Origin of the sequence: Azospirillum sp. A1-3 (genome assembly GCF_023806445.1) — a bacterium.
GTDB lineage: Bacteria > Pseudomonadota > Alphaproteobacteria > Azospirillales > Azospirillaceae > Azospirillum.
In genome coordinates, this window is record NZ_JAMSLU010000004.1 from 524,400 (window position 1) to 548,701 (window position 24,302).

The 24,302-nt window shown below is 69.7% G+C and carries 15 protein-coding genes; 7 read left to right on the forward strand and 8 right to left on the reverse strand.

The genetic code is table 11. The features are described from left to right. Positions 1 to 130: 130 nt before the first annotated feature. Complete coding sequence (locus M5E06_RS23720; RefSeq protein ID WP_252140295.1) at positions 131 to 3,409, reverse strand: caspase family protein; 3,279 nt, start codon at positions 3,407 to 3,409, stop codon at positions 131 to 133. Between the two features lie 162 nt (positions 3,410 to 3,571). After that, on the reverse strand, positions 3,572 to 4,393 hold the full coding sequence (locus tag M5E06_RS23725) for a YMGG-like glycine zipper-containing protein (RefSeq protein ID WP_252140296.1): 822 nt from the start codon (positions 4,391 to 4,393) through the stop codon (positions 3,572 to 3,574). A gap of 267 nt (positions 4,394 to 4,660) precedes the next feature. On the opposite strand from M5E06_RS23725, the gene M5E06_RS23730 reads away from it, so the two are divergent. Next, positions 4,661 to 6,259, forward strand: coding sequence for a caspase family protein (locus M5E06_RS23730; RefSeq protein WP_252140297.1), 1,599 nt, complete (start codon positions 4,661 to 4,663; stop codon positions 6,257 to 6,259). An 18-nt stretch (positions 6,260 to 6,277) separates the two neighbouring features. Here the strand turns inward: M5E06_RS23730 and M5E06_RS23735 are convergent, their stop codons facing one another. From M5E06_RS23735 to M5E06_RS23750, 4 genes are read right to left on the reverse strand one after another with little or no spacing between them, the layout of a single operon-like run. Continuing rightward, positions 6,278 to 6,721, reverse strand: coding sequence for a GyrI-like domain-containing protein (locus M5E06_RS23735; protein WP_252140298.1), 444 nt, complete (start codon positions 6,719 to 6,721; stop codon positions 6,278 to 6,280). A 33-nt stretch (positions 6,722 to 6,754) separates the two neighbouring features. After that, positions 6,755 to 7,561 (reverse strand): aminotransferase class IV, encoded by an 807-nt coding sequence (locus tag M5E06_RS23740; protein ID WP_252140299.1) that lies wholly within the window; start codon positions 7,559 to 7,561, stop codon positions 6,755 to 6,757. After that, positions 7,558 to 8,937 carry an aminodeoxychorismate synthase component I gene (gene pabB / locus M5E06_RS23745; RefSeq protein ID WP_252140300.1) on the reverse strand — a complete coding sequence of 460 codons (1,380 nt, stop codon included), beginning with the start codon at positions 8,935 to 8,937 and terminating at the stop codon, positions 7,558 to 7,560. Before pabB ends, M5E06_RS23740 begins: the two co-directional genes overlap by 4 nt. A gap of 23 nt (positions 8,938 to 8,960) precedes the next feature. Further along, positions 8,961 to 9,746, reverse strand: a complete 786-nt coding sequence (locus M5E06_RS23750; RefSeq protein ID WP_252140301.1) for an SDR family oxidoreductase — start codon at positions 9,744 to 9,746, stop codon at positions 8,961 to 8,963. A gap of 216 nt (positions 9,747 to 9,962) precedes the next feature. Between M5E06_RS23750 and M5E06_RS23755 the strand changes: the two genes are divergently transcribed. Continuing rightward, positions 9,963 to 10,652 carry a hypothetical protein gene (locus M5E06_RS23755; protein WP_252140302.1) on the forward strand — a complete coding sequence of 230 codons (690 nt, stop codon included), beginning with the start codon at positions 9,963 to 9,965 and terminating at the stop codon, positions 10,650 to 10,652. A gap of 92 nt (positions 10,653 to 10,744) precedes the next feature. On the opposite strand, the gene clpB is transcribed toward M5E06_RS23755, so the two are convergent. Then, positions 10,745 to 13,429 carry an ATP-dependent chaperone ClpB gene (gene clpB / locus M5E06_RS23760; RefSeq protein WP_109151763.1) on the reverse strand — a complete coding sequence of 895 codons (2,685 nt, stop codon included), beginning with the start codon at positions 13,427 to 13,429 and terminating at the stop codon, positions 10,745 to 10,747. Between the two features lie 229 nt (positions 13,430 to 13,658). Between clpB and M5E06_RS23765 the strand changes: the two genes are divergently transcribed. Next, positions 13,659 to 14,573, forward strand: a complete 915-nt coding sequence (locus tag M5E06_RS23765) for a LysR family transcriptional regulator (protein WP_252140303.1) — start codon at positions 13,659 to 13,661, stop codon at positions 14,571 to 14,573. Between the two features lie 18 nt (positions 14,574 to 14,591). Here the strand turns inward: M5E06_RS23765 and M5E06_RS23770 are convergent, their stop codons facing one another. After that, positions 14,592 to 15,215 (reverse strand): OmpA family protein, encoded by a 624-nt coding sequence (locus tag M5E06_RS23770; protein ID WP_252140304.1) that lies wholly within the window; start codon positions 15,213 to 15,215, stop codon positions 14,592 to 14,594. A gap of 240 nt (positions 15,216 to 15,455) precedes the next feature. On the opposite strand from M5E06_RS23770, the gene M5E06_RS23775 reads away from it, so the two are divergent. The 4 genes from M5E06_RS23775 (at position 15,456) to M5E06_RS23790 (ending at position 24,289) form a co-directional block, all read left to right on the forward strand. Further along, positions 15,456 to 17,972 (forward strand): cation:proton antiporter, encoded by a 2,517-nt coding sequence (locus M5E06_RS23775; protein ID WP_109151768.1) that lies wholly within the window; start codon positions 15,456 to 15,458, stop codon positions 17,970 to 17,972. Between the two features lie 24 nt (positions 17,973 to 17,996). Beyond that, on the forward strand, positions 17,997 to 18,878 hold the full coding sequence (locus M5E06_RS23780) for a DMT family transporter (RefSeq protein ID WP_252140305.1): 882 nt from the start codon (positions 17,997 to 17,999) through the stop codon (positions 18,876 to 18,878). 123 nt (positions 18,879 to 19,001) lie between these two features. Continuing rightward, positions 19,002 to 20,639 carry a GMC family oxidoreductase gene (locus tag M5E06_RS23785; protein WP_252140306.1) on the forward strand — a complete coding sequence of 546 codons (1,638 nt, stop codon included), beginning with the start codon at positions 19,002 to 19,004 and terminating at the stop codon, positions 20,637 to 20,639. Positions 20,640 to 20,812: 173 nt separating this feature from the next. After that, positions 20,813 to 24,289: an indolepyruvate ferredoxin oxidoreductase family protein gene (locus M5E06_RS23790; RefSeq protein ID WP_252140307.1), complete on the forward strand. Its 3,477-nt coding sequence runs from the start codon at positions 20,813 to 20,815 to the stop codon at positions 24,287 to 24,289. The last annotated feature ends 13 nt before the right edge of the window (positions 24,290 to 24,302 follow it).

A 24,302-nucleotide genomic window follows, 5' to 3' on the forward strand; every position in this document is an offset into this window, starting at 1 on the left:
GTCCGGTCCATCATTTCCAAACACTGTGAACGAACCAATCGACGTTAATCTACCCATTTCTGGCTGGCGATTTTGGGAGACGTCGCAACGGTCGGCCCTGTGGCGGCGTTCCGCCCCCACCCCACCCGCCTCATGGCTTTCCGGCCTCCGGCGCGGCCAGCGGGAACGGGTTCAGCTCGTTGCCGCCGGTCTTGAAGATCGCGGACTGGTGCCAGCGCTTTTCCCGCGCCAGACGCGGCACAGCACGGTTCACATATTGGCCGAGCGTCAGGTTGTAGACCGCCTCGTCCCCCGGCAGCAGCGCCTTGCCCTTCAACCCTTCCAGCACCGCGTGGGCGAAGATGCCGTTGCGGCCGTCATAGCTGTCCAACGCCTCCTCCTGCTCCGACGAGGCAGCCAGCAGGTAGCGCTGTCCCATGTCCTGGTACAGCTTGTCGACCGTGCCGGCGGACACCGCGCCGGAATGGCAAGTGTCGAGCATCACCAAGACGTTGCGGGCGGAAATCGCGCTGACCAGCCGGTTCAGCTCCTTCTCCGACAGGCCTTCCCGGCTGATCGCCTCGGCGGTGGCGGCGGTCACGTCCTGGGTGATGAAGTGATAGAGCTTGACCGACGGGTCCTTCGGCGACGGCACGATCACGCCATGGCCGGCAAGGTAGAGGACGACCGTATCCTCCTCCCGCGCATTGGCGGCGAGTGCCTCCAGCCCGGCGACCATGGCCTCGCGGCTCGCCTGCTCGTCATAGAGCGTCTTGGACAGCGCCAGCGACCGTTCACGGTCATAGCTGGCGGGAATCCGGCCGCGCAGCGCGTCGGCGAAGGCGGTGGCGTCGGCGCGGGCGAAGCGCAACTGCGACCCCTCCGGCCGGTACTTGTCGATGCCGACGACGAAGGTGATCAGCCGCGGCCGGTCCGGCACCGCGCGCTGCCCCTTGCCGTCGTCCGCCGCGGCGTCGGCAACCACGGCAGGTTTCGGCAGCACGAAATCGACCAGGGCCGAGCGTTCGTAGATCGCGTCGGAGCCGTTGTAGGCGCGGATCTGCACCCGGTTGCTGCCGGGGTCGAGCCGGATGGTGCTGACGCGCTCCTCCGGCGCCGGGGGCTGGTCCTTGGGCGGAGCGACAGAGGGTTGCGCCGCAGTTGCGGGTTGAGGCGCCGGCTCCTTGGCGCGGGCGAAGGCGCGCGACTTGTCCTGACCGCTGACGTTGCGGCCGTTGCGGAACAGGTCGATCGTGCCGATGCCGCCGCCGGTGTCGGCCAGACGATAACGCAGACGGACGGAACCGATCCCCTCCGGCAACGCGACGGTCAGGCGCGGTTCCTCCGCCGCAACGTCCAGATCCACCCCCTGCGCCCCGCCCTGAGCCGCAGGCTTCAGCGGTGCCGGTTCCTTGGCGCGGGCGAAGGCGCGGCTGACCGGCGTCATGTCCAGCGGATGGCAGGTTTCGGCATCCGCCGCCGCGGTCGGAGCGGCCGGCGCGGGGGCCGGGGCGGGGCTTTCCGTCGGTGCGGGTGCCTCGGCGGCGCCGGTGCCGAGCGCCAGTCCGCGGGCGGCGGCTGGCACGGTGCAATAATCCAGCAGGGTGACCTGCGGCCGGCGCTGGGTCAGCAGGCGGATGTCACCGATGGCGGCGAGCCGCGCCGCGATATTCGCCTGCCCGGTCTGCTGCAGCTTGGCACGCACCAGTTCGGGCGCGTCGAAGACGCGGTAGACCTGCTTGAACTCGATCCACTGGCTGCCCTTCTTCTTCGGGTCGTTCAGGTGGAAGCCGACCAGCGTCTCGCCACCGCTTTCCGAATGGTCAAAGAAGGCCTCCGGCGTCCACAGCACCCAACGGCGGCCGTCGCGGTGCGGGAACAGCGCCGCCAACTCCTCCAGCGGGCGGGCGCCGCCGGACAGCGCGTACCAGCGCAGCGTGCCGTCGCCCAGCGCCGCCACGGCGACCCGACCGTCCGCGGAGGCGACGACTCCCCACACGGCGGCCGGCACCTCGGCGCGGGCAAGCTCGGCCCCGGCCGAATCGAGCAGGCGCAGGCTGAATTCACCGCCCAGCAGCACGCGGCGCTGCGGCCCCAGCACGGTGACGCTGCGCGCCCACTCGCCGCTGTCCAGCTTCACCGGCTGGCCGTTGACCTTCGGCGTGCGGCTGTTGCGCCAGTCGGCGACGCCGATCCCCGGCCCTTCGGCGGCCGGGCGGTTCAGGCCCGGCAGCGGTTCAGGCGCCGGGGTCAGGCTGCGGGCCAGAACATCGAAGCGCATCGGCCGCCGGCCGCCCTGCTCCATGCCGAATTCCAGCACCAGACCGTCGTCGGACAGGCCGAAACGGCCGAGATGGATATCGCGGTAATCGGCGACGTCGCCCATGCGGGCGAACTGCAGCCGGCCGGCCGGATCGATCACCCCCCAACCGGGATCGGCGGCGGCGAATGCCACGCCGCCGCCCGGCAGGGCCAATAGGTGGGTCACGGAATCGCGCGCCGCCGCGACGTCGGTGAAGGCGCCCTTCCCCGCCTCGGCCCAGCGGCGCACCACGTTGCGCGTTCCGTCCTGGGTCGCGGTGCCGGCGGCGACCAGGGTGGTGCCATCCCAGGCGACGGCGGCAAAGCTGCCCCCGGCGACGCCGGTGGTCTTGGGCGAATAGCGCGTCTTCAAGTCGGTGCCGGACAGCACGTCGACCCGCGTCTGGTCGGCATAGCCGACCGCCAGCAGCGATCCGTCTTGGGAAAAGGCGACCGAGTAGGGAAGGCCTTTGCCCGGACTGCGCTTGGCCTTCTGCTTGAAGCCGGCGTCATAGAGCCGGACATTGCCGTCGAAGGAGGCGGTGGCGAGCCGTCCGTCGGGGGCGAAGGCGAGGGCCGAGACCCGCGCCCCGTATCCAGCATCCTCCGCGACCATGCGGAAGCTGGCGCTGTCCCACACGCGGAGCCCCGCGGTGCCGCCGAAGGCCCCGGCGACGAACCGGCCGTCTGGCGAGATGGCCAGATCGTTCAGCACCTGCGGCTGGCCGGGAAGCCGGGCCTTCAACCGCTGCGCCTTCACGTCGAACAGGTAGAGCGTGACGCCGTCGCCCCAGCTGGTTCCCGTGTTCCCCGCGGCGACGGCCAGCGAGCCGTCGGCGGACAGGGCGACGGCATAGAGCGCCCCCTCGTCCCCCGCCTCCATCGGCACGCGCAGCACGCCCAGCGGCTCGCCGCTGTCGCGGCTCCACAGGCGCAGGGTCTTGTCGTTGGAAACGCTGGCGATCAGCCGGCCCTGCGCATCGCTGGCCAGCCGGTTGACGCGCGCGGTGTGGCCGCCGGTCTCGATCCGCAGGAAGGCGCCGGTCGACGCATCGCCCGCCAGCGCCGCCCCGGCCCCGAGCCAGCCCGGCAGGAGCCCGGCCAGCAGCAGGCCGAAAACGGCCCACAAGTAGACGGCGGCGCGGAGGCCGCATCGAAGTCGCACGTTCTGGCGAGTAGGACAGCCGGCCATCATCCGTTCCGCTTGCACTGTGTCACCGGGACTGGTCCGGCCGCAGGTCCCGTCGATCTCCGGGGACACGCGGCCGGGCCGCTCCGGTCAGAGTAGGCCTCAGACCGCGTCGAGGGTGGCTTCCTTCTGGGCGATCTGCTGAATGCTGCCGGTGGTGGCGTTGATGCGCTCCGACGTCTCGAACGCGGTGTTGGTGCGCTGGACCACCTGCGATGCCGGGGTACCGCTGGCGGTGGTCGTGACGGCCTGCTTCGCCTTCTTCTTCTTGGTCTGCTCCTTGACCGCGGTCTTGGTGCGGATCCTCTCGGCGGCGCCCGGTTCGATGTTGTCGGCGGCGATCAGATACTCGTCGCGGCGCTTGACGATGTTCTGGTTGATGCTGCTGGCGATGGCGTAATCCTTGTCCAGTTGGGCACGGATCAGGGTCATGCGCTGCTCCGCCTCCGGCTTGCCGATGCGTTGGGCCTTGTAGTCGGCCTTGACGCGCGCGATCTCGGCGCGGCGGCAGTTCACCAGCTGGTCGAGAGCGACCTGGGTGCGGTTGAGGTTCTGGTTTTCGGTGTCGAGGTCGTTCATCACGCCCAGGATCGCCTGATCGCGGCCCTGCTGCGCCTTGGAATTCCAGTAACCACCGAGCGTGCCCAGCGCGGCACCGGCCGCGGCGCCGATCAGCGCGCCCTTCAGGTTGCCGCTGGCCAGCACGCCGGTCAGCGCGCCGACGCCAGCGCCGATGGCGGCGCCCTTCAGCATGTCCTCGGCATAATAATCGCCGGTCGAATCGAGCGCGACGCGGTACTGGTAGCAGGCGTCGGTGCCGTCATTCGCGCCGATGCGGTCCTGCTGCGTGGTCACGCAGCCGCTGAGTGCCATGGCGACGATGGTGATGGAGACGAGGCTTGCCTTGGCGCGGTTGCTTCGCATGAGCTGATTCCCGTTTGCACTGCCGTTTGCGGCGTCATTCGTTCTGTTCCCGAAGTCCCGGCCGGCCGTTCCACCCCCACAGTGGATGCGGCCCCCCTGCCGATCGGGTCCGGCTACAACGCTGCCATAGCAACAACCGCAAAGGAAGTGATCTTTACCACCAATTCGTGCAGCCTTTTATGCATAGGCATCAACGTGTAGCCTGTGCTGCACGGGCATCGTTGGGGGACTGCAATGTTTGGAGGAAGGCGACGCGAGGGCGCAGCCATGCGCAAGATCCTGGGCAGCCTCGTCATGGTCGCGGCCGGTGTAGGACTTGTGCTCGCCGCTACGCCTGCGCGAGCGGAAATCGCCGCCCTGGTCATCGGAATCGACCGATATACCCAGGTCAACCCGCTGCAGGGCGCGGTGAACGACGCCCGCGATATCGCCGACGCGCTGAAGGGGCTGGGCGTCCGCAAGCTGCGCCTGTTCATCGACGGGGAGGCGGAGCGCAGCCGGATCATCGCCGCGTGGCGGCAGCTGATCGCCGAGACCGCCCCCGATTCGACGCTGGTGCTGACCTTCGCCGGCCATGGCGCCCAGCAACCGGAGCGTGTGCCCGGCAGCGAGGCCGACGGCATGGACGAGTTCCTGGTGCTGGCCGATTTCGCCCCGCGCGGCACTGGCACCGCCCAGCGTCTGACCGACGACGAGATCGCCGTTCTGCTGAAGGAGGCCGCTCCGCGCCGGGTGATCTTCATCTCCGATTCGTGCCATTCCGGCACGATGACTCGCGCTTTCGACGACCGCGCCGGCATGTTGGGCACGCGGGCGGCGAAGATCGACGGCGTTCCGGTCGACCATATCGAGGACGACGCCCTTCCCCTGCCCACCCGCGCCGCCCTGCAGGCGGAGGCGGAGGAGCAGCCGAACGTCACTTTCTTCGCCGCAGTGGCCGACCACGAGTTGGCGCCGGAGGTGATGATCGACCAAAAGCCGCGCGGCGCGCTCAGCTGGGCCTTCGCCAATGCGCTGCGCGGTCAGGCCGACCGCGACGGCGACGGCATCGTCACCAAGGGGGAGCTGGAGGCGCATGTCCGCGGCGCCGTGCGCATGGCGCTGGAGGGGCGGCAGCATCCGCAGGTGCAGCCACGCGGCCGTGGCGAGATTCCGCTGATCGACCCTGTCGCCGCCAAGCCGAAGCCGCCGTCCCTGCTGCCGGACGCCGGGCCGATCCCGTTGCGCATCCTGGGCAAGCCGGCGGCGGTGAAGAAGCTGGCGGCGGGCTTCACCGGGATCGAACTCGCCGGCAAGGACGATCCCGCCCTGGTCTGGGACAGCGCCACCGGCGAGGTGGTCAGCTCCATGGGCGACGTGCTGGCCAGCATCCCCGGCGACCCGGCGGACCCGGAAACCCGGCGGCGGGTGCAGGGGGTGGTCGACAAGTGGGCGCTGGTGGTGCGGGTGAAGGCGGCGGCGCAGGACCGCTCGCTGACCCTGGCGGTGGAGCCGGGCGACCGCGATTACCGCAAGGGGGAGACGGTCTCGCTCGACATCGGCGGCAACAGCGGGACCTATTTCACCCTGATCAACCTCGCCGCCGACGGCACGGTCAACTACCTCTACCCGCTGGCGGACCGCAACGACCCGGCACAGATCCCGCGCGGCGGCCCCTACCGGCTGGCGCTGACGGTGGAGCCGCCCTTCGGCGCCGACCATTTCCTCGCCATCGCCTCGCCGAAGCCGATGACGGCGCTGCAGCGCGATCTCGCGGCACTGGACGGCAAGCCGGCCGCCGCGGAGGTCGCCACCCTGCTGACCCGTCACCTGACCGGACAGCCGGTGGAGTTCGGCATCCACGGCGTCTACAGCACCGCAAACTGACGGGCGGCGGAGGCGGCGTCAGGCCAGCGCCGGCAGTTGCGGGGCGAGCGCCAGATGCAGTTCGTGGCGCCCGTCCGGCAGCCCCGGCCGGTAGCCGAAGTCGAGGGCGATGCCGGACAGCGCCAGCCCGTTCGCCTCGGCATGGGCCTGCAGGCGGGCGAAGCCGTCGGCAATCCCCGCCACCGGTCCGTCCTGCACGGTGCGCAGGTAACGGCCGGCGTCGAGGTCGACGCGGACCATGCCGGCGGGAATCTCGCTCGCCTTCGCCGCCATGAAGCCGACCAGCCGGCGCTGCAGCCCGTTCTCCTCCGGCAGCGACACGGCGGCGAAAGCGGCCGTTCCGGTGTCGGCGGCGAACACGCGCTCCCACGCGGCGGCGACGGCGGCGGGCAGGTCGTCGCGACCCGCCTCGACCATGCAGCCGATGACGGTCAGCTCGGGAAAGGTCACTGTCTCGATCATCGCATTCTCTTGAATGGCGCCATGAATGGCAAATCACAGGTCCGCATCGGCCAGCAGACGGTCCAGCACCGGGCCTGCGGTACCGGAACCGACCGGCCGGCCGTCCACCGCCACCAGCGGGCGCAGGCCCAGACTGTTGGTCAGGATGGCCTCGTCGGCGCGGGCAAGGTCGTCGGGGGTGAGCGGCGCCTCCTCCGCGCCATGGCGCGCCAGGATCAGGGCACGGCGGATGCCGGGCAGGGCGCCGTCGGCGACGGGTGGGGTCAGCAATCGGCCGCCGAGGAACAGGAACAGATTGGCGACGCTCGATTCCGCCAGCCGGCCGGCGCCGTTCAGCAGCAGAGCCTCGTCGGCGCCGCGCTCCGCCGCCTCCTGCCGGGCCAGGATGGAATCCAGGTAGTTCAGCGACTTCAGCCGCGACAGCGGCGAATGCTCGTTGCGGCGGGTGCAGCCGGCGATGATTGCGGCGACCGGCGTGGTCATGTGGGCGGCCGGCGCCGCCGTCATCAGCAGGGTCGGCCGAGCGTCGGCCGGCGGCAGCACGCCGCGGGCGCCGGTGCCACGAGACAGGGTCAGGCGCAGGACGCCGTCGGTCAGGCCCACCGCCACGATCAGCGCCGTCATGGCACCGGTCAGATCCGCGGCGTCATAGGGCAGCGGCAGGCGGAGCAGCGCCGCTCCGGCGCCCAACCGGTCGAGATGGCGCGGCAGGTGGCGCGGAGCGCCGTCCTTGATCCGGATCGTCTCGAACAGCCCGTCGCCCAGCGTGAAGCCGCGATCGGCCGGGTCGATCCGCGCCTCCGCGGCGGGCATCAGCCGCCCGTTCAGCCAGATTGTCATGCCATTTTCTCCCCTGCCCACTCCACCACCGGATCGCCGGCGGCGCGCAGCTGGGCACGGGCCTTGACCAGCATCTCCTCATGCTCGTCCGCCGGATCGGAATCGGCGACGATGCCGCCGCCGGCCTGGGCGATCACATGATCCTGCGTCACCGACAGGGTGCGGATGACGATGTTGCTGTCCATGGCGCCGTCAAAGCCGATCCAGGCCACAGACCCGCAATAGGCGCCGCGCCGCGCCACCTCCAGCTCGTCGATGATCTGCATGGCGCGAATCTTCGGCGCCCCGGTGATCGACCCGCCGGGACAGGCGGCGCGCAGCAAATCCACCGGCCCCAGCCCCGGCAGCAGTCGGGAGGTGACGACGGAAACGAGGTGATGGACTGTGGCGAAGCTCTCCAGCCCGAACAGCACCGGCACCTTGACGCTGCCGATCTCCGACACCCGCGCCAGATCGTTGCGCAGCAGGTCGGTGATCATCAGGTTTTCCGCCCGGTCCTTGATGCTGGCCGACAGTTCCGCCGCCGCCGCCGCGTCGGCGGCCGGGTCGGCGTGACGGGGTCGGGTGCCCTTGATCGGCCGCGTCTCGATCGTCCGGTCGGCGCCCAGCCGGATAAAGCGCTCCGGCGACGCCCCGGCCAGACGCAGCCTGGGGCCGCAGTTCAGGAAAGCGGCGAAGGGTGCCGGGCTGAACCGGCGCAGCCGCTCATACAGCGCGTAGGCGTCGGTGTCCGGCCCGGCATCGGCCAGGAAGCGATGGGTGAAGTTCGCCTGATAGATGTCGCCGGCGCGGATATACTCCAGAACCCGCCCGACACGGTCGAGATATTCGGGACGCGACAGCTCCGACCGCCAGCGCATCGGCGCAGGCCCGGCCGATTGTTCCGGAGGCGGAACGGACAGCCGCGCCGCCATGCGCCGGGCGCGGTCCTCCGCCTCCGGCCGGGCGGCGATGACCCAGGCGCGCCGCTCCTGCCGGTCAAAGGCCGCAACGACGTCGTACAGGCCGAAGGCGAAGTCCGGCTGTCCGCCCGGATTGCCATGGCGGGAGCGCAGCCCCTCCAAAGCCGTTCCGGCTTCGTAACCGATGAAGCCCACGGCTCCTCCGGTGAAGGGAACCGGGCCGTCGGAGAGATGCGGATGAGCGGCAAGCGCCCGTTCCAGCGCGTCGAAGGGACTGCCGCCAGTCGGCCGGCCGTCGATCAGGGTCTGGCCGCCGATGGCTTCGACGGTTTGGAACGGTTCCGCAACGATATAGGAATGCCGCCCATTCCGCGGATGGGGCGCGGCGCTGTCGAGCAGCATCGCCCAGGGCTCGGCGCTCCAGGGGCGGAACAGGGCGGCGGGATCGCCGCAGGAAATGGGAATTGTCAGCATGGCGGGGGCAGTCGGCCGTCGGCTTACATCAAGATGGTGGCGCCGCCATCGACGACCAAGACGTGACCATTGACATAGGACGCCGCCGCCGAGGCCAGGAACACCGCCGCCCCGGCGATCTCCTCCGGCCGGCCCCAGCGCCGCATCGGCGTGCGGTTCGCGAAATAGGCGGAGCGCTCCGGGTCTCCCGTAATGGCCGCATTCGTTTCGGTTGCGAAAAAGCCGGGAGCAATGGCGTTGCTGGTCAGTCCCATCGGTCCATATTCGGCGGCCAGCGCCCGCACCATGCCGTTCAGCCCCGATTTCGCCGCGGCATAGACGCTGTCGTTGGCCCGCGAAATCTGCCCGGCGACGGAGGTGACGGCGATCAGCCGTCCGCTGCCCCGCGGCAGCATCAGCCGCGCCGCTTCCCGCGCCAGGATCAGGCTGGAGGCCAGATCGACGTCAAGAAGGGTGACGATCTCGTCGTCCGTCAGATCGGCCAGCGGCTTGCGGTTGCGCTGCCCGACATTCTGGACCAGCACGTCAAGGCGTCCATGCTCCCGTTCGATCCGTGCGAAGGCGTCGCGCACCGCCGCCCGGTCCGCCACGTCGAAGGGCAGCGCCGACGCCGACCCGCCGGCGGATTCAATTTCGGCGACGCGGGCCTCCAGCGTCGCGGCGTCGCGGCCGTTCAGAAGCACATGCGCGCCCGATCCGGCCAGCGCCCGCGCAATCTCCAGCCCAAGCCCGCGACCCGACCCGGTGACGAGCGCGACCTGCCCGGCCAACGAGAAGGTCGACAGATACGGTTGGATGGCTGCGGTCATCTCTGCCCCCGGCTGTTGCGGCGCCGCCGAGATGTAGCAGAGCCGCAGACTCATTGGCACCCTCGATGGCAGGCCGAGGCATCACGCTTGGCGAGGATTTCCCTCGTCCGGGACGGGAGAGAAGGCATCGGCAGGCGCTTGCCGGCCAATTGTTTCCTCGATACCACTATTTTGCAAATCGGCCTCGCAAGCCGTCCCACTGCGAAAGGTCCGGCCATGCCGCTTCCTCCTCCCGACAAGCTTCGCGAACTCGCGACGATGTTTGCGACCAACGCGCCGGCCGCCGACAGTTTCGAGCCGTTCAGCGAAACACGGAACAAGCTGGCGAAATACTCCAAGATGGCGCTGATCGGCGGAGCCCAGAGCGGCCTGCAGACCGGCGTCACCATGCTCAGCGGGGTGGCGACCACGAGCATCAATATCGGGATCGGCTCGATCGCCCTGTTCCCGCTGGGGGCGGCGCTGGGGCCGTGGCTGGTGGCGCTGGCCATCGGCATCACCGCGAACGGCATCTTCGCCCTGCACGACCTCCGCACCGCCGCCACGCGCAGCAACGGCTATCCGTGCAGTTGCGGCAAGTGCAAGGCCAACCTGACCTACGTGATTGACCGCAAAGAAAACAACATGGCGATCAAGGCGGTCAGCGTCTTCACCGTCGGGCTTCCCTTCATCGCCGACCGCATCTGGTCGATCCGCAAGTCCTTCCGGAAGGACAGCCCGAAGGAGAATGTCTGCACCAGCCTGATCGAAGGCGCGCGCGGCGGCTGCGTGTGCGCGATCGCCTCGATCATGATGCTGTGCGGCGAGTGGAAGCAGAACGAAAAGGCGGATGCCGCGCTGGTGGTCGACGCCGTCGCCATCATCTGGTCGAGCGACGGCGCCAAGCGCCTGAAGTCCCATTGGTAACGGCGCGTCGGACGGGTTGGAGCAGGCAGGCCGCATAGCAAAAAGGCTTCGGATGCCGGAGCATCCGAAGCCTTTCCGTTACCGCGCCACCGTCAGTGGACCGACGCCTCCCGCGCTGCGGCGGCGCTCGCCACCGGCGGCAGGGCGAAGCCCAAGGGCGGACGCTCCGGCGCCTTGAAGCCGTGCGCCCGGTCCTCCTCGACCACCACGCCGTCCAGCGCCAGCCGGCCGTCGACCACCGACAGGGTCATGGTGGTCTTGCCCTCCACCTCCTCGTCGAGCAGACGCTCGGCGATCGGGTCCTCGACAAGGCCCTGGATGGCGCGCTTCAGCGGACGGGCGCCGAAGGCGGGATCCCAGCCCAGATCGCCCAGCCGCCGCTTGGCCGCCGCATCCGCCGCCAGGGTGACGCCGCGCTCGGCCAGCCGCTCATTGACGCGGGCGAGTTGGATGTCGACGATCCGCGACATCTGGTCCCGGCCCAGCCGGCGGAAGATCAGCACATCGTCCAGCCGGTTGAGGAACTCCGGCCGGAAGGCCTTGCGAACCGCGTCCATCACCTCCACCGTCGCACCGGCCATATCCTCGTCATCGCCCAGCGCGCTCAGCGCCTCGGCCCCCAGGTTGGAGGTCATGATGAGGATGGCGTGGCGGAAGTCGGCGGTGCGGCCCTGCCCGTCGGTCAGCCGCCCGTCGTCGAGCGCCTGCAGCAGGACGTTCAGCACGTCGGGATGCGCCTTCTCCACCTCGTCCAGCAGCACGACCTGATAGGGCCGACGCCGGATGCGTTCCGCCAGCGAACCGCCGTCGTCATAGCCGACATAGCCCGGCGGCGAGCCGATCATGCGGCTGACCGCGTGCTTTTCCATGTACTCCGACATGTCGAGGCGGGTGATCGCCGTCTCGTCGTCGAACAGGAAGGCGGCCAGCGCCTTGGCCAGTTCGGTCTTGCCGACGCCGGTCGGACCGAGGAACAGGAAGGAGCCGGTCGGGCGGCTGGGGTCCTTCAGCCCGGCGCGGGCACGCCGCACCGCCTTGGACACCGCACGCACCGCCTCTTTCTGGCCGACGACGCGCTCGGCCAGCTTGTCCTCCATGCCCTTCAGCCGCTGGCGTTCGCCCTCCAGCATCCGTTCGACCGGAATGCCGGTCCAGCGGGTGACGACGGCGCCGATGTCCTTGGCCGTCACCTCGTCACGCTCCGTGCTGGCGCGCGATTCGGCCTCGGCCAGACGCTTTTCCAGGTCGGGCACCACGCCATAGGCAAGCTCGCCGGCCTTGGCCCAGTCGCCGTCGCGCTGGGCGCGCTCCAGCTTGGTCCGGGCCTGGTCAAGCTCCTCCTTCAGGCGGCGCCCCTCGGTGCGACGGGACTGCGAGGCGCGCCAGTCCTCCTCCATCGAGGTCTGGCGGGCTTCCGCCTCGGCCAACTCGCCTTCCAGGGCGTGCAGCCGTTCCTGCGACGCGGCATCCGGCTCGGCCTTCAGCGCCTCACGCTCGATCTTCAACTGGGCGACGCGACGGTCGACGGCGTCGAGCGCCTCCGGCTTGCTGTCGATCGCCATGCGCAGGCGGCTCGCCGCCTCGTCGACGAGGTCGATGGCCTTGTCGGGCAGCCGGCGGTCGCCGATGTAGCGCGACGACAGGCTCACCGCCGCGACCACCGCCGCGTCGGCGATGCGCACGCCGTGATGCACCTCGTACTTGCCCTTGATGCCGCGCAGGATCGACACGGCGTCGTCCACCGACGGTTCGTCCACCGTCACCGGCTGGAAGCGCCGGGCCAGCGCCGCGTCCTTCTCGATGTATTTGCGGTACTCGTCCGGCGTGGTGGCGCCGACGCAGCGCAGCTCGCCACGCGCCAGCGCGGGCTTCAGCATGTTGGCGGCGTCCATCGCCCCGTCGGTGCGGCCGGCGCCGATCAGGGTGTGCAACTCGTCGATGAACAGGATGATGCGGCCGTTGGCCTCCTGCACCTCGGCCAGGACCGACTTCAGCCGCTCCTCGAACTCGCCGCGGAACTTGGCGCCAGCCAGCAGGGCGGTGAGGTCGAGCGCCAGGACGCGGCGGTCCTTCAACCCTTCCGGCACGTCGCCGGAGGCCAGACGCTGGGCCAGCCCCTCGACCACGGCGGTCTTGCCGACGCCGGGATCGCCGATCAGCACCGGGTTGTTCTTGGTGCGGCGGGCCAGCACCTGAATGGTGCGACGGATCTCGTCGTCACGGCCGATGACCGGGTCGAGCCGGCCCTGCCGCGCTTCGTCCGTCAGGTCGCGGGTGTAGCGGGCCAGCGCCTCTCCGGAGGTGGTTTCGGTTTCGGCGTCGGCGGGGTGGTCCTTGCGCTGGGCATCGGCGGCGGCGGCCAGCGCGTCGGCATCGACACCGGCGCGGCGGAACAGCGCGCGCAACGGGCCGCTCTGGCGGGCGAGGCTCTCCAGCAGCCGTTCGGCGGTGACGAAGCGGTCGCCGCCGTTGCGCGCCGAGGCAACGGCGCCCTGCAGCACGGCGGCCAGCGCCGGCGACATGTAGAGCGGCTGCGGGCCTTCGTTGGCGCCCGGCTGGACCGGAGCGCGGGACAGTTGTTCCTCGGTCGCGGACTTCAGCAGATCGGGATCGCCGCCGGTGTCGCGCACCAGACGCGCGGCGACGCCGCTGGTGTCGTCGATCAGGGCCTTCAGCAGATGTTCGGGGAGAAGCTGTTGGTGCCGCTCGGCAAGGGCGGCGATCTGCGCGGCCTGAATGACGCCACGCGCACGATCGGTGAATTGACCGAAGTCCATCCGGCACTCCGTTTCCATGGTCTCCCGCCCAGCCATCCGGCGCGGGACGGCGCGTCCACGATCCGCAAAATGCGCGATCGCCCGGCGCCTGATGGGTAAATGGTGAACGGAATTGCGACGATCAAGAGGGTGGGGCAACGGTCGCCCCGACGGGCAGACGCCATATTGACACACGATCCCGACTGCCCCTTTCATAACACCACGATATGGTAAAAAGGGTTCCGGTGGGATGGACGTGCGGCAGCTTCGCTATTTCCTGGGCATCGTCGAACATGGCTCGATCTCCCGCGCGGCGGAGACGTTACGGGTGGCGCAGCCGGCGCTCAGCCTGCATCTGAAGCGGATGGAGGAGGATTTCGGCTGCCAATTGGTTCTGCGCACGGCGCGTGGTGTGGTGCCGACGGAAAGCGGGCGGCGGCTGGCGCAGCGGGCGGCGGCGCTGATCGGCCAGATGGACGGGTTGCGCGACGAGGTGCGCGCGGTGGAAGCCACGCCCGCCGGGCCGGCGACCGTCGGCATCCCGACCTCGCTGGGGCCGGTGCTGACCGTGCCGCTGGCGCTGGCGGTGCGCCGCACCCATCCGCAGATCCGGCTGCGGGTGGTGGAGGGGCTGTCCGGCCACATGCTGGAATGGGTGCTGTCGGGGCAGCTCGACCTTGCGCTGGTGTTCGGCACCAAGGAAATGGGCGGGCTGGAAACCGAGCTGGTGGCGCGGGAACGGCTGCATCTGGTCGGGCCGGCCGACGACCCGCTGCTGCGCGGCCGGAGCGCCATTCCCTTCGCCGAGGCGCTGTCGCTGCCGCTGATCCTGCCCGGCCGCCCGCACGGCGTGCGCGAGGAGGTGGAGCATGCCGCCCTGCTGGCGAGGGCCGGCGTCACCGTCGCGCTGGAGATCGACGCGCTGGAGCAGATCAAGGCGCTGGTGGCGGAGGGCTGCGGCTATACCGTCCTCTCGGACCGGGTGGCGCGGCATGGCGCAACGGCGGAGCGGCTGACCGGCCTGCCCATCGTCGATCCGCAGATCGACCGGACCATCCTGCTGGCCCATGCCGCCGGCCGGCCGATGTCAGCCGCCGCCCGCGCGACGCACGGCATCCTCGGCGGCATCCTGGCCGGCCTGACGCAGGACGGCGGCTGGCGGTGAGCACCCCCGCCCGGCCGGTCAGGAGCCTAGGTTGACGATCTCCACCCGCCGGTTGGCGTCGCTGGCCGGGTTCGCCGGGTCGAGAAGCTGCTGGGAACCGCGGCCGATGGCAACCAGCCGGCCCGACGACACGCCGAAGGTCCGGGTCAGGTAATCGCGAACCGAGGCGGCGCGCCGCTTCGACAGGGCGAGGTTGTAGTCGGGGTTGCCGACGCCGTCGGTGTGGCCGGTCAGCTGGAAACGGTAGGCGGCGAGATCGGGCGAGGTCAGGGCGCGGCCCAGCTCGTTCAGGATGCCGGTCGCCTTCGGCGTCAATTCCGCCGAATTGAAGGCGAACTCCACCTGGAAGCTGATGCGCGGCGCGGCCTTCGGCTGGGGGGCGGGGCTGCCGTAGCCCGGTGCCGGAGCGGGAGCGGGAGCTGGAGCGGTAGTCGGCGCCGCAGTGGTGTCGCCGGTTCCCAGCGCCAGACCGCGGGTCCGCGGCTTCTCGTCGCCCTGCGGCCGATCCGGCTTCAGCGCGCGGATGAAATCCTCCGACGTGGTCGGTGCGGCAGCCGGATCGGTGGCCAGCGCCGAACCGCTCACCGACAGCAGCAGACCCAAGCCGGCCAGCGCCGGCCGCAACATCCCGACCGCATCCATTCCCGCACCCCCGCTTCCATATCAGGACCAAGCTTCGGCCATCCTATCCAAATGCGTGTCCCGCCGCCAGCGCCGGCCCGTGGGGTTGTGACCCGGCGCTCCGATTCAGCCCGGCGGCGGAGCGGCACCGCGCGCATCGCTGCGGACCATTTTTGCCGCAGGACCGGACAGTTCCCGGTCTTGCCCCGGCAAGAGTGCGGCGATACCGTGCAGCCCACGCCGCAGCCGTTCCGTGGAAACATGCACGATATCGTCATTCAAGTCCTGGGCGTTGCCGGGCTTCTCGCCCTCGTCAGTTTCCTGCCGCCGCTGGCCGCCCGCTTCCAGGTGCCCTACACGGTGCTGCTGGCCGGCGTCGGTGTGGCGCTGGGTGCCGTGATCCAGACCTTCGCCGGCATGCCGGGCAAGGGGCCGTTCCACGACTTCCTGGCGTCGCTGGCGGAGCTGGACGTTTCCTCCGACGTGCTGCTGCACATCTTCCTGCCGATCCTGCTGTTCGAAACCGCTCTGGCGGTCGATGTGCGCCGGCTGTTCGACGATCTGGGGCCGATCCTGCTGATGGCGGTGGTGGCGGTGTTCGTCTGCACCTTCGCCGTCGGCTATGCAGTCAATCTGTTCACCCCGATGCCGCTGGTCGCCTGCCTGCTGCTGGGCTCCATCGTCGCCTCCACCGACCCGGCGGCGGTGATCGGCATCTTCCGCGACCTGGGCGCGCCGCGCCGGCTGACCACGCTGGTCGAAGGCGAAAGCCTGCTGAACGACGCCGCGGCCATCGCCCTGTTCACGCTGCTGCTCGACATGCTGACGCGCAAGGCCACCGGCGGAGCGGGAGCGGCGGCGCTGGACTTCCTGCGCGATTTCTCCGGCGGCGTCGTCACCGGCTACATCTGCGGCCGCATCGTCTGCATGCTGGTGGAACCGGTGCGCAACCAGCCGATGGCGGAGATCACGCTGACGGTGGCGCTGGCCTATCTGTCCTATGTGCTGGCCGAACATTATGTCGGCGCGTCGGGCGTGGTGGCGGTGGTGGCGTCGGCTCTGGTCATCGGATCGGTCGGCCGCACCCGCATCTCCCCCGCCACCTGGGGCGCCATGGAGCATGTCTGGCAGCAGCTGGGCTTCTGGGCCAACTCCCTGATCTTCCTGCTGACCGCCATCCTGGTGCCGCGGCTGATGGCCGACGCCGGCTGGGCGGAGGTCGGGCTGGTGCTGGTCGTCGTGCTGGCCGCCTTCGCCGCGCGCGCGGTGGTGCTGTTCGGGCTGCTGCCGATCCTGTCCTGGGCCGGTCTGGCGCAGAAGGTCAGCAATTCCTACAAGTCGGTGATGCTGTGGGGCGGCATGCGCGGGGCGGTGTCGCTGACGCTGGCCCTGGCGGTGACCGAGAATTTCCGGGTGCCCGACCGGGTGCAGAGCTTCGTTGCGGTGATGGTCACCGGCTTCGTCTTCGTCACCCTGTTCGTCAACGGCACGACGCTGCGCTGGCTGATCCGCCTGCTGAAGCTGGACGAGCTGACGCCGGTCGAGCGCGCCATGCGCAACCGCGCGCTGGCGCTGTCCACCGACAGCATCCGCGACCGCGTCGCCGCGGTTGCCGAGACCTATGAGGTCGACGGCGTCGTCAAGGACGTGATGGTCGCCCGCTATGAGGAGCGGCGGAAGCAGATCGACCAGGACCGCCAGGAGGAGGCCCAGCTGACCGGCGAGGACCGCGTCACCATCGGCCTCGTCATCCTGGTGAACCGCGAGGAGGAACTCTATTACGCCCACTTCTCCGAAGGGGTGGTGTCGCGTGCGGTGATGGAGATGCTGGCCGGACGCAGCGGCCGGTTGCTCGACGCCGTCAAGAGCCAGGGCCGCAACGGATACCGCGCCTTCGAGGAGCCCTTCATCGCCTTCTCCCCTTGGATGCGGGCGGCGAGTTGGCTGCAGCGCCGCTTCGGCATCCACCGTCCGCTGGCCCGGCGCCTGTCGATGCGGTTCGAGGTGCTGGTGGCCGTGCGCACCGTGCTGCGCGAGTTGCTGGCCTTCACCCGCGACCGGCTTGCCCGCGTGCTGGGCCAGGAGGTGGCGTTCGAGCTGGAGGGCATGCTGGTCGGCCGGCTCGGCATCGTCGAACAGGCGCTGTCGGCGCTGAAGCTGCAATATCCCGACTATGCGGTGGTGCTGCAGAGCCGTTACGTCGGCCGCGCCGCCCTGCGGCTGGAGCATGCCGAATACCGCGCCATGCACGCCGAATCGATCATCAGCCAGGAGGTTCTGACCGACCTGGAACGCGATCTGGAACAGCGACGCCGGGTGCTGGAACGGCTGCCGAAGCTGGATGTCCGATTCGATGTGGCGGAACTGGTGCGCCGGGTGCCGCTGTTCGCCGGCCTGCCGTCGGAGCGGGTGGCGACCATCGCCACCCTGCTGCGCGCCCAGCTGGCGCTGCCGGGCGAGACCATCGTGCGCAAGGGCGAGCGCGGCGATGCCATGTTCTTCATCGCGTCGGGTGCCGTGGAGGTGCTGGTGCCGATGCTGGCGGAGCCGGTGAAGCTGGGCACCGGCGACTTCTTCGGCGAGATGGCGCTGCTGTCCCGCCAGCGACGCAATGCAGACGTGCGCGCGCTGGGCTATTGCCAACTGCTGGTGTTGGATGAGAAGGATTTCCGCCGGCTGGTGCAGAAGGACGCGGATTTGCAGTCCCACATCCAGGCGGTCGCCGAAGCGCGCCGCCAGCCGACCCAGTCGTCTCCGGCCGTTCCGGCGGTGAGCTGACCGGATCGGGGAAGGGATACAAGGATGAGCGGGACCGCGACGGGCGGCCAACCCTGGCTGCGCCTGATGCCGGGCCTTTTCGTGCTGCTGTGGAGCACCGGCTTCATCGGCGCGAAATACGGCCTGCCCTATGTGGAGCCGCTGACCTTCCTGCTGATCCGGCTGGGGCTGGTCGCCGTGGTGCTGGCGCTGGTGGCGCTGGTCAGCCGGGCGCCCTGGCCCAGGGACTGGCCGACTGCCGGGCGGATCGTGCTGGCCGGATTGCTGGTGCATGGCGTCTATCTCAGCGGCATCTTTATCGCCATCTCGCAAGGTCTGCCGGCCGGGGTGACCGCCCTGGTGGTCGGCATCCAGCCGCTGCTGACCGCCGCCCTGTCCGGCCCGCTGCTGGGCGAACGGGTGACCGGCCGGCAATGGGTCGGACTGCTGCTGGGCCTTGCCGGCGTCGGTCTGGTGGTGCGGGAGAAGCTGTCGATCGACGCCGCGCATCTGGTCCCGTTCGCCTATGCCCTGGTCGCGCTGATCGGCATCACGCTGGGCACGCTGTACCAGAAGCGCCATGGCGGCGGCATGGATCTGCGCAGCGGCACCGCCATCCAATACGGCGCCACCGCGGTCGTCTTGGCGATCGCCGCCCCGCTGACCGAGACAATGCAGGTGCAATGGACCGGGGAGTTCATCTTCGCCCTGCTGTGGCTGTGTTTCGTGCTGTCGGTCGGCGCCATCTTCCTGCTGTTCGCCCTGATCCGCCGCGGTGCGGCGGCCAAGGTCGCCAGCCTGTTCTACCTGACCCCGCCGGTCACCGCGCTGATCGCCTGGATCCTGTTCGGCGAGAAGCTGGGCCTCGTGGCGTTGGCCGGCATGGCGGTGGCGGTCTGCGGCGTGGCGCTGGTGAACCGGAAGTAGGCGAAGGGGCCGGGTGAGCCGCCGGGCGAAAGCACCGGCCGCGGCAAGATTTCGCTGGATCGTCCGCCCGCTCAGCAATTTAATACGTCTGACAAATCGATAAATCCCCTGGGGAGGGACGCGATGGCGGACGTGTTGGATTTCGGCAGCTTCGACTACATCATCGCGGGCGGCGGCACGGCCGGCTGCGTGCTGGCCAACCGGCTGTCGGCCGATCCGGACGTCTCGGTCCTGCTGCTGGAGGCGGGCGGCAAGGACAGCTGGGTCTGGCTGCACATCCCCGCCGGCTATCTGTTCTGCATCGGCAATCCGCGCACCGACTGGTGCTTCAAGACGGAGGCCGAGCCGGGGCTTAACGGCCGCAGCATCCATTACGCCCGCGGCAAGGTGCTGGGCGGCTGTTCGTCGATCAACGGCATGATCGCCATGCGCGGGCAGGCGCGCGATTACGACGAGTGGGCCGCCATCACCGGCGACAGCCGCTGGAACTGGAGGGAGGTGCTGCCGGTCTTCAAGGGCAGCGAGGATTATTGGCGCGGCGCCGACGAGATGCACGGTGCCGGCGGCGAATGGCGGGTGGAGCGGCAGCGGCTGCGCTGGGACCTGCTCGACCGCTTCGCCGAGGCGGCGCAGCAGGCCGGCATTCCCCGCAACGACGACTTCAACCGCGGCGACAATCTCGGCGTCGGCAGTTTCGAGGTGAACCAGAAGGGCGGAATTCGCTGGAGCGCGGCCAAGGCCTTCCTACGGCCCGCCCTCGACCGGCCCAACCTGAAGCTCGCCATCGATGCGGCCATCGACAAGGTGGAGATCGCCGACGGCCGGGTCACCGGCATTCGCTTCACCGTCAAGGGGGAGCAGGCGCGGGCGACATCCAAGATCGAGACGGTGCTGGCCGCCGGGGCCATCGGCAGCCCGGCGATCCTCCAGCGCTCCGGCATCGGCCCGGCGGAGCATCTGGAGAAGCTTGGGATTCCCGTGGTGCTGGACGCGCCGGATGTCGGCGCCAACCTGCAGGACCATTTGCAGCTGCGCATGATCTACAAGGTCGACGGCATCGTCACGCTGAACAAGCGGGCGGGCAGCCTGTTCGGCAAGGCGATGATGGGGCTGGAATATGCGCTGTTCCGCAAGGGGCCGCTGACCATGGCGCCCAGCCAGCTCGGCGTCTTCGCCAAATCCGCTCCCGACGTCGAGAGTGCCGACCTGGAATACCATGTGCAGCCGCTGTCGCTGGAGAAGTTTGGCGATCCGCTGCACGGCTTCCCGGCCTTCACCGCCAGCGTCTGCGACCTGCGCCCGGCGTCGCGTGGCTGGACCCGCATCACCACCGCCGACCACCGCGAGAATCCGGCCATCGCCCCCTGCTATCTGTCCGATCCGGCCGACCGGGCCAAGGCGGCGAAGGCGCTGGCGCTGACCCGCCGGATCGTGGCGCAGCCGGCGCTCGCCCCCTACCACCCGCAGGAATACAAGCCCGGCCCCAGCTTCCAGACCGAAGAGGAACTGGCCAAGGCCGCCGGCGACATCGGCACCACCATCTTCCACCCGGTCGGCACCTGCCGGATGGGCGGCAAGGACGACGCCACCGCCGTCACCGATGCGGAGATGCGGGTGCGCGGCGTGCGCGGCCTGCGGGTGATCGATGCCTCGGTGATGCCGACGCTGACCTCCGGCAACACCAACACGCCGACGGTGATGATCGCCGAACGCGGCGCCGCCCTGATGCGGGCCGACCGCCGCGCCGCTCTGAAAGGGTAATCCAGCCGGAAAGCCCAGCGGCCTGCGCAAAATTTTCGCTGAGTGATCCAACAATCCGCAATAGGATTTTCCGATCACCCCCGATCCACGGTCAACCCGCAAAATCATTTGCCTGCGAAAGGTACAGACTTGTTCCCAACGATAGAAATCCGAGGGGACGAGAGATGGACGGCATGCCGAAAGGCCTGCGGGCGGAACAGGTGGCGATCGATGACGGCTATCGCCTCGACGACCGCTATGCCCGAGCGGAAGGCCAAGTCTATCTGTCCGGCACCCAGGCACTGGTCAGGCTGCTGCTGCTCCAGGCGGAAAGCGACCGGCGGGCGGGGCTGAACACCGCCGGCTTCGTCAGCGGCTATCGCGGTTCGCCGCTGGGCGGGCTGGATCAGGCGCTGTGGCAGGCACGCAAGCATCTCGACGCCCATGCCATCAGCTTCGTCCCCGGCATAAACGAGGATCTGGGCGCCACCGCCGTCATGGGCACCCAGCAGGTCGAATCGTCGGGCGAGGGCACCGTCGATGGCGTGTTCGGCCTGTGGTACGGCAAGGGGCCGGGGGTGGACCGCTCCGGCGACGTGCTGAAGCATGCCAACGCCTATGGCAGCTCGCCGCGCGGCGGGGTGCTGGCGGTGGCCGGCGATGACCATGGCTGCGTGTCCTCCAGCATGCCGCACCAGAGCGACCTTGCGATGATCGCGTGGTCGATGCCGGTGCTGAACCCGTCGGGCGTGCGCGAATTCCTTGATTTCGGCCTCTACGGCTATGCCCTGTCGCGCTTTTCCGGCGCCTGGGTCGGGTTCAAGGCGATCTCGGAATCGGTGGAAAGCTCCGCCACCGTGCGGCTGCCCTCGCTCGACCGCGGCTTCCTGCCGGTGGAGTTCGATCCGCCGCCGGGGGGCTTGCATTACCGCTGGCCCGACCTGCCCAGCCTCGCCATCGAGGAACGGCTGGCCGCCAAGGTCGCGGCGGTGAAGGCCTTCGCCCGCGTCAACCGCATCGACCGTACCGTTCTTGGCCGGGGCGGCTGGCTGCGCATCGTCACCACCGGCAAGGCGCATCTCGACCTGATGGAGGCGCTGAGAGTCCTGGGCATCGGCCCGGTGGAGGCGGCGGAGATCGGGCTGTCGGTTCACAAGATTGGCCTGTCCTGGCCGCTGGAACCCGACTTCGCCCTGACCGCCGCACGCGGTGCCGAGGAGATTCTGGTGGTCGAAGAAAAGGCCCCCGTCGTCGAGGGCCAGTTGAAGGATCTGCTGTTCCACCTGCCAGCCGGCGAGCGCCCGCGTGCCGTGGTCGGCAAGACCGACGAGTTCGGCGCCCCGCTGCTGCCCGCGACCGGCGAACTGCGCCCCTGGATCGTCGCCAAGGCCCTGGTGGAGCGCATCCGCCACCGCTTTCCGGAGCGTGACTTCACCAGCCGTCTGGCCGAGCTGCTGCCGGGCGAGGCGCCGACCGCCCCTGCCCTGCCGCGCACCCCCTATTTCTGCTCCGGCTGCCCGCACAGCAGTTCGACCAAGGTGCCGGAGGGCAGCAAGGCGATGGCCGGCATCGGCTGCCATTTCATGGCGTCGTGGATGGACCGCGATACGGTCGGCCTCAGCCAGATGGGGGGCGAGGGCGTCAGCTGGATCGGGCAGTCGCGCTACAGCAAGCGCCCGCACATCTTCCAGAATCTGGGCGAGGGCACCTATTTCCATTCCGGGCTGCTGGCGATCCGGCAGGCGGTGGCCGCCAAGGTCAACATCACCTACAAGATCCTGTTCAACGACGCCGTCGCCATGACCGGCGGCCAGCCGGTGGACGGCCCGATCTCCGTCGACGCCATCACCCGCCAGTTGGCGGCGGAGGGCATCACCCGCATCGCCGTGGTCAGCGACGCGCCGGAAAAGTACGACAGCCGCAGCGGCCTCGCCCCCTTCACCACCGTGCATCACCGCGAGGAGTTGGACGCCGTCCAGCGCGAAATGCGCGAGATCCCTGGCGTCACCGCCATCGTCTATGAGCAGACCTGCGCCGCCGAGAAGCGCCGCCGGCGCAAGCGCGGCACCATGGCCGACCCGGCCCGCCGCATGGTCATCAACGATCTGGTCTGCGAAGGCTGCGGCGATTGCGGCAAGAAGTCGAACTGCCTGTCGGTGCAGCCGAAGCAGACCGAGTTCGGGGTCAAGCGCCAGATCGACCAGTCCAGCTGCAACAAGGATTATTCCTGCGCTGACGGCTTCTGCCCCAGCTTCGTCTCGGTGATGGGCGGAAGTTTGCGCAAGCCGAACCCCGACAAGGTTGCCGCCCGCTTCGCCGACGATCTGGCGGCATTGCCGCTGCCGAATTACTCCGCCGCCGAGGATCCGGCCGAAATCCTGATCGTCGGGGTCGGTGGCACCGGCGTCGTCACCGTCGGCGCGGTGCTGGCGATGGCCGCCCATCTGGAGGGCAAGGCGTCTTCCGTGCTCGACTTCATGGGCTTCGCGCAGAAGGGCGGCGCGGTCTACAGCTACCTCCGCGTGGCCGGCGATGTGGCACGGCTGAACCAGGCGCGGATCGACCCGAAACAGGCGCAGCTGGTGCTGGCTTGCGACACAGTGGTCGCCGCCTCGCCCGACGCGCTGAAGACGGTCCGGCTGGGCCGCACGCGGGTGGTGGCGAACGCCCATGTCGCGCCGACCGGCGCCTTCACCCGCGACGGCAGCAAGCTTCCGGATGCCGGCGGGCTGCTGCGGAGCCTGCGCCGCGCCGCCGGTCCCGACCGGGTGGAGGTGGTGGACGCCAACCGGGTGGTCACCGCCCTGTTCGGCGACAGCATCCTCGCCAACGTCTTCCTGATGGGCGTCGCTTTCCAGAAGGGGCTGCTGCCGGTCGGGCTGGAGGCGCTGACCCGCGCCATCGAACTGAACGGCACCGGCGTCTCCGCCAACCTGCGCGCCTTCGCCTTCGGCCGCCTCGCCGCGCACCGGCCGGAGTTGCTGGCGACCCTCGGTGCGGAGGAGGAGGCGCCCGCATCCGACTTCGCCACCATCGTCGAGCGCCGTGCGGCGTTCCTCGCCGACTATCAGGACCGCGCCTATGCCGACCGCTACCGCGCGCTGGTGGAGCGGGCGCGTCAGGCCGAGGCCCGCGTCGCCCCCGGTTCGACTGCGCTGGCCGAGGCGGTGGCGCGCAGCGCCTTCAAACTGATGGCCTACAAGGACGAGTATGAGGTCGCCCGCCTGCACAGCGACCCTGCTTTCCGCAAAAGCCTGGAGGATCGGTTCGAGGGCGACTGGAAGCCGGTGTTCCACCTCGCCCCGCCGCTGCTGTCGCGCGACACCAATGGCTATGGCGAGCCGCGCAAGATGGCGTTGGGCGCCTGGATCCTGCCGGTGTTCCGCGGGATGGCGGCGATGAAGAAGCTGCGCGGCACGGCGCTCGACCCGTTCGGCTACACGGCGGAGCGGAAGATGGAGCGTGCGCTGATCGCCCGCTATGAGGCGACGGTGGCGGAGATCGCCGAGCGGCTGTCGTCCGACCGGCTTGCCACCGCGGTGGAGCTGGCGGCCTTGCCGCAGGAAATCCGCGGCTTCGGCCCGGTCAAGCACCGCGCGCTGGAGGCGGTCGAGCCGCGCTGGCGGGCGTTGGAACAGCGGTTGCGGGAGCGGACTGCGCAGGCGGCGTGAGGGAGACGGCGTA